This is a genomic window from Clostridium sp. UBA1652, assembly GCF_002320975.1.
GTDB classification, from domain to species: domain Bacteria; phylum Bacillota; class Clostridia; order Clostridiales; family Clostridiaceae; genus Clostridium_T; species Clostridium_T intestinale.
The window spans coordinates 105976-121047 of sequence record NZ_DCLI01000075.1; the positions used below are offsets into that span (position 1 = coordinate 105976).

13 protein-coding genes are annotated in these 15072 nt (G+C 31.0%); 10 read left to right on the plus strand and 3 right to left on the minus strand.

Annotated elements, in window-relative coordinates:
• The first annotated feature begins 132 nt into the window (after positions 1-132).
• Together B3N22_RS15155 and B3N22_RS15160 are read left to right on the plus strand one after the other, a co-directional pair.
• Positions 133-573 (plus strand): MarR family winged helix-turn-helix transcriptional regulator, encoded by a 441-nt coding sequence (locus B3N22_RS15155; RefSeq protein WP_073019249.1) that lies wholly within the window; start codon positions 133-135, stop codon positions 571-573.
• Positions 574-628: 55 nt separating this feature from the next.
• A complete protein-coding gene (locus tag B3N22_RS15160; protein WP_073019251.1) occupies positions 629-991 on the plus strand; it encodes a DUF1540 domain-containing protein in 363 nt (120 codons plus the stop codon).
• A 78-nt stretch (positions 992-1069) separates the two neighbouring features.
• Here the strand turns inward: B3N22_RS15160 and B3N22_RS15165 are convergent, their stop codons facing one another.
• On the minus strand, positions 1070-1450 hold the full coding sequence (locus B3N22_RS15165; RefSeq protein WP_286908449.1) for a VOC family protein: 381 nt from the start codon (positions 1448-1450) through the stop codon (positions 1070-1072).
• A 16-nt stretch (positions 1451-1466) separates the two neighbouring features.
• Complete coding sequence (locus B3N22_RS15170; protein WP_286908451.1) at positions 1467-1793, minus strand: cupin domain-containing protein; 327 nt, start codon at positions 1791-1793, stop codon at positions 1467-1469.
• A 193-nt stretch (positions 1794-1986) separates the two neighbouring features.
• On the opposite strand from B3N22_RS15170, the gene B3N22_RS15175 reads away from it, so the two are divergent.
• The 6 genes from B3N22_RS15175 to B3N22_RS15200 all read left to right on the plus strand — a co-directional run bounded on the left by B3N22_RS15175 (position 1987) and on the right by B3N22_RS15200 (position 11123).
• Positions 1987-2316 carry a winged helix-turn-helix transcriptional regulator gene (locus B3N22_RS15175; RefSeq protein WP_286908452.1) on the plus strand — a complete coding sequence of 110 codons (330 nt, stop codon included), beginning with the start codon at positions 1987-1989 and terminating at the stop codon, positions 2314-2316.
• A 200-nt stretch (positions 2317-2516) separates the two neighbouring features.
• Positions 2517-3881, plus strand: a complete 1365-nt coding sequence (gene rlmD / locus B3N22_RS15180; RefSeq protein ID WP_286908454.1) for a 23S rRNA (uracil(1939)-C(5))-methyltransferase RlmD — start codon at positions 2517-2519, stop codon at positions 3879-3881.
• Between the two features lie 588 nt (positions 3882-4469).
• Positions 4470-5768, plus strand: coding sequence for a hypothetical protein (locus B3N22_RS15185; RefSeq protein ID WP_286908456.1), 1299 nt, complete (start codon positions 4470-4472; stop codon positions 5766-5768).
• The gene (locus B3N22_RS15190) at positions 5752-6390 is read left to right on the plus strand and encodes a hypothetical protein (protein ID WP_286908458.1); all 639 of its coding nucleotides are present in this window, start codon (positions 5752-5754) and stop codon (positions 6388-6390) included. The genes B3N22_RS15185 and B3N22_RS15190 overlap by 17 nt, the downstream gene beginning before the upstream one ends.
• On the plus strand, positions 6387-9263 hold the full coding sequence (locus B3N22_RS15195) for a coiled-coil domain-containing protein (RefSeq protein WP_286908460.1): 2877 nt from the start codon (positions 6387-6389) through the stop codon (positions 9261-9263). Before B3N22_RS15190 ends, B3N22_RS15195 begins: the two co-directional genes overlap by 4 nt.
• Positions 9264-9296: 33 nt before the next feature.
• On the plus strand, positions 9297-11123 hold the full coding sequence (locus tag B3N22_RS15200; RefSeq protein ID WP_286908462.1) for a serine/threonine-protein kinase: 1827 nt from the start codon (positions 9297-9299) through the stop codon (positions 11121-11123).
• 236 nt (positions 11124-11359) lie between these two features.
• On the opposite strand, the gene B3N22_RS15205 is transcribed toward B3N22_RS15200, so the two are convergent.
• Positions 11360-12157 carry a helix-turn-helix domain-containing protein gene (locus tag B3N22_RS15205; protein ID WP_286908464.1) on the minus strand — a complete coding sequence of 266 codons (798 nt, stop codon included), beginning with the start codon at positions 12155-12157 and terminating at the stop codon, positions 11360-11362.
• A gap of 193 nt (positions 12158-12350) precedes the next feature.
• Between B3N22_RS15205 and B3N22_RS15210 the strand changes: the two genes are divergently transcribed.
• Complete coding sequence (locus B3N22_RS15210) at positions 12351-14174, plus strand: alpha-L-arabinofuranosidase C-terminal domain-containing protein (RefSeq protein ID WP_286908466.1); 1824 nt, start codon at positions 12351-12353, stop codon at positions 14172-14174.
• A 287-nt stretch (positions 14175-14461) separates the two neighbouring features.
• Positions 14462-15061 (plus strand): DUF2271 domain-containing protein, encoded by a 600-nt coding sequence (locus B3N22_RS15215; protein ID WP_286908468.1) that lies wholly within the window; start codon positions 14462-14464, stop codon positions 15059-15061.
• Positions 15062-15072: the final 11 nt, after the last annotated feature.

The window sequence follows — 15072 nt, forward strand, 5'->3', positions numbered from 1 at the left end:
GGGCTTCTCTTAAAGCTCCATCAAATTCATTTTCTCAAGAAAGATACAAAATTAGAAATTCAGAGGTTTTTATTGATGGAAAGACGTTTTTAATATATTATTAGTTTGTATGCTAACCATATGGAGGATAATATGGATAATAATATAGGTACGTTAATTAATAGATCATCAAAACTTTTAAAGAATAAAATAAATATATCCTTAGAAAATTTGGGATTAACAGCAGTTCAGTGGTCTGTTTTGAAGGATATTTATAATATAGAAGAATTAAAGGGAGATATAGAAGAGTTAACCCCTTTAGAAATAGGAAGAAGATTAAATTTAGATAAAGCAACTTTGTCTGGAGTTATTAATAGACTTATAAATAAGGAATGGATAGAAAAAATTAAAAATCCTAAGGATAAAAGAAGTTTTTATTTACTATTAACGCAAAAGGCTTTATATAATATGGAAGAGCTTGAGCAAATAAATAATGAGACTATAAAAAAGGCAGCAGAGGGTTTATCTAGCCAAGAAATAAAGCTACTAGAAAAGTATTTAGAAACTTTTATAAAAAACTTGGATAATGAATAAAAGCCTTTCTTTTGTAGATAATAGAGATGTAATATAAAAGAAGGAGCTGGATTTTATGAATAAACTTGGATGTAGTGCTATGGATTGTGTTAACAATATATCGGGATTATGTTCTGCAAATGTAATATTAGTAACAGGACATGATGCTTCTAGTTCTTCAGGAACTCAGTGTGGTACATTTGCTGAAAAAAGTTTTAAAAATGCTGTTACTAGTGTTGGCAATACTAATTATGTTGGTGAATTAAAACAGATGTTTTCAAATAATAGCGGAATATTAATGTCTCCAGAAGTTAAATGTGAAGCAAGAAAATGTACATATAACAAAAGAGGCGAATGTTCAGCAGATAATTTAGTTATATTTGGGCCAGAGGCTAAAAGCTCTTATGGAACAGCCTGTGAAACCTTTATAGAGGGATAAAATTTTAATATACAATAAACATAAGGTAAAAGCATATAATGATAAAAGCTTTTACCTTTTTGATTTCATTTAATTAGTTTAACCTCTAAATTCAATGTGTTCATCGTCTGGACCTTTGAAAACAACTCGTTTCCATCCTTTTTCTTCAGGGGTTCTTGGACTAGGAATATGTGGTTTAGCCACTATGGGTACACCAGCCACGACTAATTTAGAGTAGTCTTCATCAAAGTTATCACTAATAAGGCAAAAATGTGATCCAGAATTTATTTTTTTGTTTGTCCAATGCTCAAGTTCTAAAACTGTGTTCCCTAATTTAAGATAGACAACTTTTTCAATTTCTGGTATGCCAGGGACATTATGTTCGAAGTATTTTTTAAAACCAAAAATTTTTTCATAAAATTCAATAGACTTTTCTCTATCTTTAACAGAGATTGCCACATGGTCGATGTGAGTAAACATTAATTAATACCTCCTGTTAATTGTCTTTTGGTAGCTGAATCTTGATTTGTAATACAACCCAATTGGATGAGGATGTATTATTGAATCCATGAGTTTCACCATGTGGTGAAAAAATAATATCTTTTTCCTTTATAGAGATTGGCTCATTATTTATGGTAATGGTACCTTCTCCAGAAATTATATAAAACACCTCATCAATGTCTGAATGCTTATGATCAGGGGTGGTCTGTCCAGGGGTGTAGAGTAAAAGACCTGTATCTAGCTGACCTTCTTCAAATATTCCTTTACGTGCACTTTTATCAGCTACAAAGTCTGTAATGTTATCAATATTAATTTTTTGCATTACTATTTCTCCTTTATATGGTTATAATATCTAGTATTCAGCAATCATAATGAACTGATACAAGCGCTTGAATTTATATATTAACTGCTGTAAAATCATCATAGTATAGCAACTTTCTTTTTGCAATAAGGCACTTTTTAGTTAAGTACTTACCAAATGGTATGTATTGAATAAAGATGAGGTGGGGAATAAAATGCCATGTGATAAACATTGTCCAATTGAGCATACAGTTAATTTGATTGGACATAAGTGGAAGGTTTTAATTATTAGAAACCTATTAAATAAAGGGGTTCAAAGATTTTCAGAATTAAGTAAAGGAATTAATGGAATAAGCCAGAAGATGTTAACTCAACAACTTAAACAGTTGGAGTCTGACGGGATAATAGAAAGAAAGGTTTATGCAGAGGTTCCTCCTAGAGTAGAATATTCATTGACTGAGATTGGATACTCATTAAAGCCGATTTTGGATTCTATGAATACATGGGGTCTTTCACATATAAAGCATAATGATGAAAAGATATAAATGTAATTAGAGTAAAATAAGCATTGAATTTTTAATATAATAATGAAAAGGTAAAAGCATATACTAATAAAAAGGCTTTTACCTTTTTTGTTGATCAAGCTGTGAATAAATCTGAAGTAAGTGTGGATAATAGTTGCATGAAAAAAAGTTAACTGATATTCTAATATTATCGAATTTAGGAAAGCGCAAGGGTGATAGATTTGGTTGAAAAGAATAAAGAATATGTTTTAGATATAATTTCTCAAGGATATGAAGGAGAAGGAATAGCTAAGCTTGGTAGCTATCCAATATTTATAGAGGGTGCATTAAAAAACGAAAAAGTTAAAGTTAAAATAGTAAAAACGAAAAAAACATATGCATATGGGAAGCTTTTAGAAATTATAGACGAATCTCCAGAAAGAGAAATTCCTGTGTGTGGGATATATGAAAAGTGTGGAGGTTGTAGGCTTCAACATGCAAGCTACAAGGCTCAGATAGATTTTAAAGAGGAAAGAGTTAAGGATTGTATAACTAAAATAGGAAAATTAGATGAAAATATAGTTCTAAAGCCTATTGGAATGGAGAATCCTTTTAGATACAGAAACAAGGTTCAATTACCTATAGGATTAGTTAATGGGGAGCTTAAGATAGGTTTTTATGCTCCTAGAAGTCATGATATTATTGATATGAAAACCTGTCATATTCAAGATGAGATTGGGGATAAGGTTGTAGAACTAACTAAAAAGTGGATGAAGAAATACAACATAACTCCAGCTACAGTAGATGGAAGATATAATCCTAAAGGTATCATGAGACATATTATGATAAGAAAGGGATTTAAAACTGGAGAGGTAATGATAGTTCCAGTAACAAACTCCACTGAACTTCCATATAAAAAAGAGTTTATAGAACTCATGACAAATAATATAGAAGGAGTAACTTCTATAGTTCAAAATATAAATGACAAAGAAACCAACGTAATACTTGGGATGAAATCTAGAACTATTTGGGGAAGGGATACTATAACTGATTATATAGGAGACTTTAGGTTTAATATATCCCCATTATCATTTTTTCAAGTAAATCCAACACAAACAGAAGTGCTTTATTCTAAAGCTTTAGAATTTGCTGACCTTACAGGAGAAGAAACTGTATTTGATGCATATTGCGGTACAGGAACAATAACTCTATTTCTATCACAAAAAGCTAAGAAAGTTTATGGGGTTGAAATAGTACCACAAGCCATAGATGATGCATGGAAAAACGCAGAAGCAAATAATGTGGATAATGTAGAATTTTTTGTAGGAGAGGCAGAAGAGGTAATACCAGACCTTATAACTAAAGGAATAAAGGCAGATGTTGTGGTTGTAGATCCACCAAGAAAAGGTTGTGAGAAAGCTCTACTTGAAGCAATAACATCTATTAATCCTAAAAGAATTGTATATGTATCTTGTGATCCAAGTACCTTGGCTAGGGATTTAAATATTTTAGATGGACTTGGATATAAAACTGAGAAGGTTCAGCCAGTTGATATGTTTCCTCAGACGGCTCACGTGGAGAGCTGTGTGTTGATAGTTAAGAGATAGAGTTGAGGTAGTGTTATTGTATTTATTTTAAATTTTAATATAGAGTAAAATATAGTCTGTATAAACTTCAGTAGATATCATTAATAAATGATACCTATGAATGAAATTCAGACTATATTTTTTAAAAGAAATAATATTAAGCTAATTATGGACTAGAATGGTATTAAAAAAAGGAAATTCATTTATAAAGTATAAAATAGCTTTCTATGATATTTAAAAAAATCTGCATGTTTAGTACAAGTATATAGACTTTTTAAATATTCGTCCTCTAACCAAAAGTTATTTCTAAATTATTTTCTATTAATATAGTGTAACTTCTTTTAGTATTTTGTCATTAATATATTTATAGTAATATGCTATTTATTGTTGAGAGGTATCGGAATATGCTGTAAAATTGTAGTAAATAAGTTGAATTAAAACAAGACTAATGAGTTTTATTATTCTATTTTCTATAAAATTAAAAAATATTATATCAAGTTTTTACCATTAAAGTTAAGATTAAATTTTATACAACAGTGTACTAAATATATTTATATGTTAGGAGTCTTATAAAGTACTAAAAAATATTGTTGAGAGAGGAGATATTAAATGGCTCATACGGTAGATACTACTAACGAAATTAATTTTGTTAGCTCTAATAAAAACAATATAGAAGAAAAAGGTGATTACAATTTAGCTCATAAAGATATTCTTATGATAAAAAGCATTGAAAGACATCTTAAATTATTCGATATTTTTAAATTAAGGAATTCTCAAATGATTGTGCTTGTTTTAGCCGGAGCTAAAACCCTAGCTAGTGAAGCCGGAAGATTTACCATTGAGGAAGCTTATAAGTATTTAAATTATATGAGCAAAAAGAATAGGGATAAAGTATTTAAAGAGCTTCTGGATAAAGGCTGGATTATATTTGATGGATTTGACTATGAGGTGTCTGGTAAAATCAGATCATTTTTATCATCCATGTTTTTATCTTTTGCAAAAGAAAATTTGTCTATGGAAGAACAGATAAAAACTACGGTTATGTTAGCGGATTTTGCAGATGAATTTAATATGGATGATGAACAAACAGAATCAATTAAAAATATTGGCTTTCGTGAACTTTCTGTATGGAAAGACTATCTGGAGCGTGTGATTCAGAGAAAATCTCGGCGTGAAGTTATAGAGATAGGAAAACAAACGCAAGGCATCATAAAGGTAATCAAAGAGACACAAAAGACACTAAATAGTAATCGTAAAGTTTTCGGTAGAGAAAAATATAATGAATTTTTTGATGTCACAAGCAGTATTTTGGATTTAACAACGAAGATCCTAGATTTAGCAATTCAGTATCAGAGAGAAAGCCAAAAAGGTTTAGGAGAATTTATATCTCCAGAAATTATAGAAACAGCTATTTCTGAAGCAAGCAAAGAAATTCTATCAAACTTTGCAGAAAAAAATTTTTCAGTGCCCAAGCAGGTTTATCAATTAAGGGAGGAGATTATTGGAAGTAGGACACGAGCATTTTTTGAGCATGAAAAGGAAGAAATAATTTCTACAACCCCTCCAGAACCTGTAGAAATCATTGAAGAGGAGGTAATAATAGACAGAGTTCAAAACCTAATGGAGCTTTTTTATCAAGAAATTGTTATTAAGATGCATTCAAAAGAGGAAGCACCAATGGACGAAATTCTCTATCATGATATAGGAAGTTTTGGGCAAGCAATGTATAAAACAGGTCAACTGCTGAAACTTACAGGAGAACTAAGAAATAGCGAGTCGCCTGAAATTGTTGGACGAGAGCTATTTGAACTTGAAGTTAATGATAATTATAAAGAGTTAGTTGGTAGTCCTGTTGAAATGGTAACAGAGTGTTACTTAAGGAGGTGCAAAAATGGAACAGATAAATAATGTGATAGAAGTTAATCCAGAAGCACAAAGAATATGTTCTATGTTTCATTATGGATGGATTTCTAAAAAAGAAGTAGGACCAATTGAACGGGACATTAAGCTTTTTAGAGATGTTCAAAGTTATCTTTCTTTAATGGGTTATGAATTATTAAATCCTCCTGGCACTGATTGGTATGTTATTCGTTTAAAAAAAGAATATGATTCTTCTTCTTTTGATTATTTTCTCAAAAGAGTGAAAGGTATAGACAGGCGTCATATGGCTCTGTTGACGATTATCTATACAAAATTAGTTTTGCCGAAAGAACTTAACCATATTGAACATGAAAATGAAGTGAGCCTTACAATAGATGAACTTGTCTATAATTATGGAGCAAAATTCCAACAGGGAAAACAAAATTCACGTAAGACGATAGAATCCCTTCTTACATCATTAAAAAGATATCACTATATTTTATTTGAAAAAGGCAAATCAAAAATTATTGCAGGACCTGCTATGTATATGCTGCACAGCGATATGATTATGGATATATGTGAGTATGTCATTCAAGGATTGACGGCGAACTTAGATTCCATAAAAAAGATTGAGGATGATATAAGTAGTAATAAGGAGAATGAGAAATGATTAAAGACTTTTCTACAATTTTTTGGGGATACCTTCCTCCTACAAAAGAGCCTTATAAAGTTCATGAAAAGGTAAATGCTTTTATAGGAGCTTCTGGTCATGGGAAAACAACTATATGGGATGGTCTTCGACTGATGCTAGGGGCGGGTCATTTTGAGAGCAAAAGAACATTTTCATTTTATGTTCATAAAAAGAGTAATTGGGCAGCTGTAAGAGTTTCATTTTACAATTTACCAGTGAATGGGGTTCGTCCTTTTGAACTAGCTAGAAAATTTAAAGATGAGGTTACCGCTTGTTGCCGTATATATAAAAATGATACAGGTTCATGGGCTAGGGAATATTATCTGTTTGACGGAGAATTTTATGATTTGGCGGATATTCAATTTAATACAAAAGCTTATAGTGAAGCGGGTATGAATGTGGGTGAATACTTAGAGATATTAGAGCGTTGCCTTGGAATAACGAAAGAGTTTAGAAACTTAATGGCTATGAGTCCAGATACTGTAAGGGAAGTTGTAAACTCCTCGCCTCATTCTCTGTTTCATTTAATTTTTGACTTAAAAGGGGCAAAAGATTATAAAAAACGTTATGACAATAGCAAGCAACGGTTAAATGAACAAGAAATAACAATTGAACGTGCTGAGGAAGAAATGAAGCAAGCTCAAGAGCGCTTTGAAGAGAGCAGACAAAAGGCTCAAAAATTTCGCCTTTATCAACTCAAAGAAAAGGAAGTGGAGAATACAAAACTTAAGCTTAAAAAACTTGAATATTTTGAAATACAAGAAAAATTGAAATCCACAGAAGAGAAAATGAGAGAAGCTGAAAAAGGGGCTAAGGAAGAGACGAGTAGAGTTACTGAATTAATTGCAAAAATTAAGGCAAAACAAACAGAGATTAACGACTGGAAAGAAGAATATAAATGCTTAGATATAGATGAAAGAGAAAAGGATGCACAGATTAAAGGATATATAAGTGAAAAAACAAAGAGAGATATTAAAATTAACGAGCTATCTCAAAGAATAAATAATCTGAAACAAATTAAACCTCAAAATGTTGATGAGTTAAAACAGCTAAAAGAAATATTTAAAACAGATTTAAATAAGAAAAATTTAGAGTTTGTCCAGGCACAAGATCGGCTCAGAACATTGAGAGAAAAAAGTGCTGAGTTGAAAAGAGACATACTCCCTTATAAAGAAGAGGCAAAAAAATTTAGGAAAGTACTTGAAGAGAGGAAGATTCCATTTATCATGTTGGCCGATGCTGTAAGCGTAAAACAGGAAATGCGTAAATGGCAAAAAGCAATTGAGGCATATATAGGAAATAACCGCTATAGAATTATTATAGAAGAAGGAAATTATCTTGCGGCTAAAAAGTTACAGGAAAAGGAGAGATATGGATCTAGGGTATCTTTGCCTAGAGGCGTCAAAGAGATAGCCACCAAATATGATATACCATATCCTAGTATTCGTTCAGCTATTAATATTAATTATCAGAGCAAAGTAGAAGGGTACTTGGATAGATTAAGCCAAGTATATCTTGTGGAAACAGTAGAAGAAGGGCATTCTCTTCAAGCGAAAGGAATTGAAAGTATTACACTTGGAGGTTTACTTCAAGATAGTGATGGTGCTATTCATTTAAAATATTACGATTTATGTTGTGGGAAATTAGCACTTGATGAAGAGAAAAAACGCACAAATGAGTTGTTAATATTACAGAATGAAATTAATGAAAAGTTAAAGACTAGTATAAATGAACTTAATGCTGAAATCGATCAGCTAACCAATGAAATACAAAATCAAGAGCTTCTGGTAAAGTTGCCTGAGATGGAGGATGAACATAAAATATTATCTGCTGAATCTCAAGAATTCTATCAGTTAATTAAAGAAACAGAAGACCAGAAGGAAGAGGACAGGGAAAGAAAGAATGAGATTCATGAAAAGGAACTCTCCGCTGTAAAAGAAAAAACGGAGTTTGATGAGAAGAAAAAACAGGCGCATCAAAAATCAATTAATCTTTTTAATATATATGAAAGTCAACAGAAGGAGGAGAATTATTTAACTGTTTATTTAGAGCAATCATTAGTAGAACTCAAAGCACTTGGACTGAGCGATGATGATGTAGAATTTATTCCTTATGATGTACAGGGAAGTGCTTTTATGAATCATGAAGGTAATCGAATCTCTTCAAAGGATTTGCAAAACAATCTAGATGGATTACATCGTGAAAAGGAAAAACTTTATGATTCTTCTGTGAATGAGGAGATTGTTCGCGTGGTGGAAGCTCAGGAAGGGCAAGTGGAGCTTTTAGAACAGAATCTTAAACAGTTAAAGGAAGATAGAGAAGATATTGAACGTACATGTGATGATTTATTGCATCAATTCCGTGGTCACATTAAAGAAATAATGAAAGATTACATTGCTGAATTTGAAAGTTTTGCTGATTTACTGAAGGCAACGGGTAAAGGTAGGTTAGTTGAAGTTACCCCTGAGCCAGATACATGGGAGATTCAGCTGTTTATAGGATATGATGGAAAGGAACCTGTTGCAGTTGACGGTCCGCATCTTAGTTCAGGACAAAAGGCTAGTACAAGTTTAATGATTTTACTGGCAGCTTTAAGTGATAATAAAAGAGGAAAAACAACACCAATTATGTTTTTAGATGAACCTAAGGCGCGTGTGGACGATGACAGGGGCAATGAAATAGGGCAGCTTCTGCAAGTTACCGATATACAGTATTTTATTACCCATCAACAAGGAGAGTCCTTGAAGACTATCGATTGGATTGATCATTCTTTCTCGTGTAGTGCATGTGAAAAAGGAAAAGACTTTGCAAATCAGCTTATACTGAAAAGGCGTGCTAGAATGAACATATAATTACTGAATAGAGTAGAGAGAAGGTGGTAAAAAATGACTTCTCATCAGATTTTTAAAATTGATGAAAATCATATTGGATTAGAGATAAATAAAATATACGTAAATGATTACCGATTTCCAGTTGAAATGATTGTCAACGGAAAAAAGTATACGGATGTAGAGCTAACATTAAATAAGCCCCATGGCAAAAAAATAATAATGGATTTTATGATAAAAATACTTTTAAAAGGACCAAAACAATATAAGTCTTTTGCTAATCAAGTTCTTCAAAAATCCACATGGTTTGATTTTAATGATGCTTTGGAAATTCTCCTATTAGATGGGATAATAGAAATTACTTTTAAGAATCAAAAGCCAGGGAAAATGATGGATTGGATTCCTAAAAAAATTCAACTTGATTCTAGAGTCACAGAAGTTTTATCAGAAGAATTGCCAGACTATAATCTAGAAGCTGCCAGGCTAAAAGAATTAGTAGTGGGATTGACTATAGATGTTAAAAGTGAAATTAGGGTAATCATTTTACAATGGATGAAAGAAGAGAAAATAAGAGATCAATCAGGAGATATCATTACTGACTTCACATCTTTTAAAAAATATAAATCAATTATCCTTATAGCGGCATACTATATAAGTCTTAAGGAGAAAGAGAAAAAAGTACCTTTACGTCATTTATCGAATAAAATTTGGAACCAACCTAAAGTATTAAATAATTACAAGAAAGAAAGTGCAAAATCTCTAGGAATAACTCTTGATGAACTTGAATCAGTACTTTTGCCAGATATAAATAGTAATTTACATAGACCATTAATATTAATTACGCCAATAGAAGAATTACAGAAATTGCTTGATAAGATTTTTGAGGCACAGATTCAGCATAATCTAATGGCACTTTACATGGAAGCGATAAATTATTACATACAAAAAATTATAGAGGTTTTAGAAGAATCATATAATAGTAATTTTTTATCAGCTTATAATCTTTTAAAAGAGGAGGTTATGAGCAATAGATCTAAAGCAACTTTAGAAACTTCTTTAAAAAAATTAAAAGATTCTATTTATAATCTGAAAAATGAAATGTTGAAGGCAGACTATATAAGACAACAGTTTGAGCTAATTGTTTTACAAGAGATAGGAAGTGGGTCTTTTGCAAGAGTTTTTAAAGTTTTTGATCCAGAATCAAATGAAATTGTAGCATGCAAGGTTCTATTTCCAAGAAATTATTTTAAACAGTGTTATGGGAATGATGGAGATGAATATATATTGAGATTTAAAAGAGAAGCTAGATTGCTGAATAAAGAATTGTCTCATAAAAACATTATAAATGTCATGAAAATTCATCTTGATGGGTCGCTTTTTTGGTTTACAATGCCATTAGCAAGCTGTTCTTTGGAAAAATGGATAAAAAGTAATAGACATTCTTCATTAGAGCAACGCATTAATATTTTTAAGGAGATTATTTCAGGTGTTAAGTACTTACATAAAGAAAACAAACATCATCGAGACTTAGCTCCAAATAATATTTTAATATATGAAACTAATAATGGAATGGAAGTAAAGATTGCCGATTTTGGACTTGCAAAAGATCCTCAGTCAACATCATTTTTTACTGGTTTGTCTAAAAAAGGGTATGGACAAGAAAATTTTACAGATCCAGAACAGTTGAATAGTTTGGCAGATGCTACCCATCTATCTGATATATATTCACTTGGAGCATTGCTGTACTATCTGCTGAGCAACAAATTGCCAAAAAAAAGATTTTATGCTCCAGTCTTTTGTCAAGAGGTAGTTATGAAAGCCATGAGTAAACGAGAACAAAGACATCAAACTATTTATGAGTTTGAGAATGACTTGAATCATTGAATAATAAATGCAAACATATAGTTATATGTTTGATATTACAGCAATAACATCTATTAATCTTTTTAAGTGAATATTAAAGTGTATTTTATCATGAAGTATAAGAATTTCTAGGTTCTAACGCACTAAGAAATCTCTTTATTTTCCCTCAGACTTAATGTGTTTGAGGGAACTCTTTTCATCTAGATTGAATAATTGTATAAAATTATCTTACTGTACATAAATATATTCCAATTAGCTTATGGAATTTTAATCTTATTCTTTTTTTTCTCTCTATATTTTGTAGGAGTCAACTTTGTTATTTTTCTAAATTGACGCATAAAGTGAATATCATTATTATATCCACACATTTCTGATATCTTTTTGATTGGAATATCAGTTGAGGAGAGTAAGTATTTGGCATGCTCAATTCTGCTTAGAATTACATCTTTAATTGCACTTATTCCAAATAATTTTTTATACAAGTGCTGAAAACTAGACCTACTCATATTTAGTTCGTGGGACAGTTCAGTAATATTCCAATTAATATATGGCTGATTATATATTTTTGTCCGTATAATAGATAGTTTATTGTAATGGGTGTTTATAATTTCATTATTTGAGTTATGGATTTTGTTGCTTAGTTTTAAAAAGAATAGTTTTAGATATAATTCGATAGTATTGTATTTGTAACGGTTTGATGAATAGGTTTCATAGCATAAGTTATTTATTATTATTGAAAGTTCATTTAAATTACCAATGTGTACTACTTCATCTTGAGGAATCCCAAGGTTGTTAAATAAATCTTTTTCTTCTGGATCTATTTTAAAGTGAAACCAATCATTTTGAAATTGAGAACCAAATGAGCGATAGAACTGAGGGGTATCCTCTCTGTATAGTATGAAGGAATCAGGTCTTGTTATAATTTCAGAGCCATTTAATGTGAATATGGCAGGAGTTTTTAGAAGGAGCAATAGATAGTTTCCAGAACCATTGGGTCTACTTATATTGAAATCAGCATCGTGGCTATGATTGTAGCCTATATTTATTATATGCATATATATTCCATCCCTAAAAATTTGATACATTTATTGTATTTTTGTACTAACATATTGTCAATATAAAATTTGCACAATATGTTAGTACAAGCGCATGATACTTAATTGATATTTAATATATGACAACGTATACTGATTACATAAATGAGTGGAAAAAATTAAAATTTATTAATTATTTTGAAGGGTGATGTTTATGAGAATTGAAATAACAGATAAGTTAGGTAAAGATATTAATAAAGGAATGATAGGTCTTTTCTTTGAAGACATAAATTATGGCTTAGATGGTGGGTTGTATTCAGAAATGATTGAAAATAGATCTTTTGAATTTGTGGAGTCTAGGGGATTTAAAGATAATTATGAGATAATATTTGATGGGCTTTATGGTTGGGGCGCTTATCCAAAAGATGCAAATGGTGCTGAATTAAATATACAATCAACTAAACCACAAAATAATATAAATCCACATTACTTGGAGTTTAGAGCATCTGAAAACCAGATGGGTTTTACTAATAAAGCTTATGATGGAATCTGTATGAAAAAAGATTTGACATATCATATTTCTTTTTATGCAAGAGCAGAAGATTATATGGGTGGAATTGAGGTTTGCGTAGTAAAGGACGAGAAAATAAAGGCCAATGTGGTTGTTACAGAATCTGTAAGCTCTGAATGGGTTAGATATCAAGCAGATTTAATCTCTAATGAAGATATTTCATATGGGGAATTTATTGTGAAACTGAGTAAGCCAGGAAAAGTTTGCTTTGATTTTATATCAATGGTATCTTCTGATGCTGTTCTTGGTCTTTTTAGAAAAGATTTAGCTGAGATGCTAAAAGATATGAAACCAGGATTTTTAAGATTTCCAGGAGGATGTATCGTAGAAGGCAATACTCTAGATAGCCGTTATCAATGGAAAAGAAGTATAGGAAAGGTAGAAGAGAGGAAAGCAAACTGGAATCGTTGGGCTGTTCATGGAAGCACCGAAGAAAATAACTACATAAGCGAATACAGTCATTATAATCAGAGCTTAGGAATTGGATATTATGAATATTTTCTTTTATGTGAATATCTAAAAGCTAAGCCTATCCCTGTTATAAATGTGGGACTTGCATGCCAATTTATGTCTTCTGAAAAAGTTGAAATTGATGATCCTGCATTTCAAGAATTTGTACAGGATGCTATTGATTTAATAGAATTTGCAAACGGACCTGTAGATTCGAGATGGGGAAGGATAAGAGAACAAATGGGTCACAGTGAACCATTTGGGCTTGATATGATAGGCATCGGTAATGAGCAATGGGAAACAGAGAATATAGACTTTTTCAAAAGATATGAAATATTCGAAAGAGCAATCCATGAAAAGTATCCATATATAAAACTGATTGGTTCTGCTGGACCTGATATCAGTTCTAAAAAATATAGTGATGCATGGAGTTATTATAAGGATAGAGTAAATGATAATCCTAATTATGTATATGCAGTCGATGAACACTATTACGTTGAACCAAAGTGGCTTTGTGATAATGTACATTTTTATGATAAGTATCCAAGAGATATTAAAGTTTTTGCAGGTGAATATGCTGCTCATTATGGTTTTGAAATGAATAGACCTGACTTTAATGATTGGGAAGCAGCTTTGTCAGAAGCAGCATTTCTTACAGGAATAGAAAGAAATGCGGATGTTGTTGTACTTGCTTCTTATGCACCACTTTTTGCAAGGCTTGGATATATGCAATGGTCACATGACATGGTATTTTTTAATGGGGAGGATTCTTACGGAAGTCCAAGCTACTATGTTCAAAAGATGTATAGCACACTTATGGGAACAAATCTTCCAGAAATAATAAATGATGTGGAAGAGATACCATTTACTGTTTCTTATGATAAGGAAAAACAATATATAATAGTAAAGCTTGTTAATACATTGGAGCATGCTGTTCATGTTGAGTTAGAAACTAAATTCTCATTAGCTGAAGATGGAGAAATGTATATTATGGAAGGGCAAAAAAAAAGATGTTAATTCTATATATGAACCATTTAATGTAGCTCCTAAAAAATATGATATTAAAGTAAAAAACAACATGAGTTATGAAGTAAATCCAAGGTCATTTTATGTGATTAAGATGTATTGTAAGGATGTATAAAAAGCATTAAACTTAGTTAGTTAAAAAGGATTTTGAATTAAATTTCAAAGTCTTTTTTATTTATGTTCTTTAAATGTAAAATAATCTTAATAAATGTATTGGAAAATATATGTTAAAATATATGTTAAAATATAAATTAATTAATTTATTAAAGGAGGAAGATATGAAAGCTTTAAAAGGGATTACTTTAATATTTTTAATAGTTATAAATATTATTTTTTCAGCTTGTAGTAATAATAATTCATCTTCAGTTCCTACAATAAAACAAGGAGAAGACAGTATTTCTAAGACATTAGAAATCTCCTTTCCCTATGTAAAACAGAAAGGGTATGCAACTAATCAATTTGCGGTTTGGATAGAAAATGAATCAGGAGAATATATAAAGACTATTTTTGTTACAAAATTTACGGCAACTAAAGGATATGAGAAAAGAAAAGATGCTATTCCGACATGGGTAGAAAAATCTAATATAAGTGATGGAAGTACACAGGAGATTGATACTGTTACGGGGTCTACTCCTAAGAAGTCAGCTGATCTAGTATATGTTTGGGATTGTAAAGATAAAGATGGAAATGAAGTACCAAAGGGTGTATATAATTATTATGTTGAAGGCACTGTAAAGTGGGAAAGCCGTGTACTTTATAGTGGAAAGATTGAAGTTGGAGGAATTGATTCATCTTCTGAGGCGAAGGTTGAGTATTCTACAGAAGAGGCAAAAGAAAGCGATATGATAGGAGAAGTAAAAGCAGTATATAATAAATAGTATAGAATGGA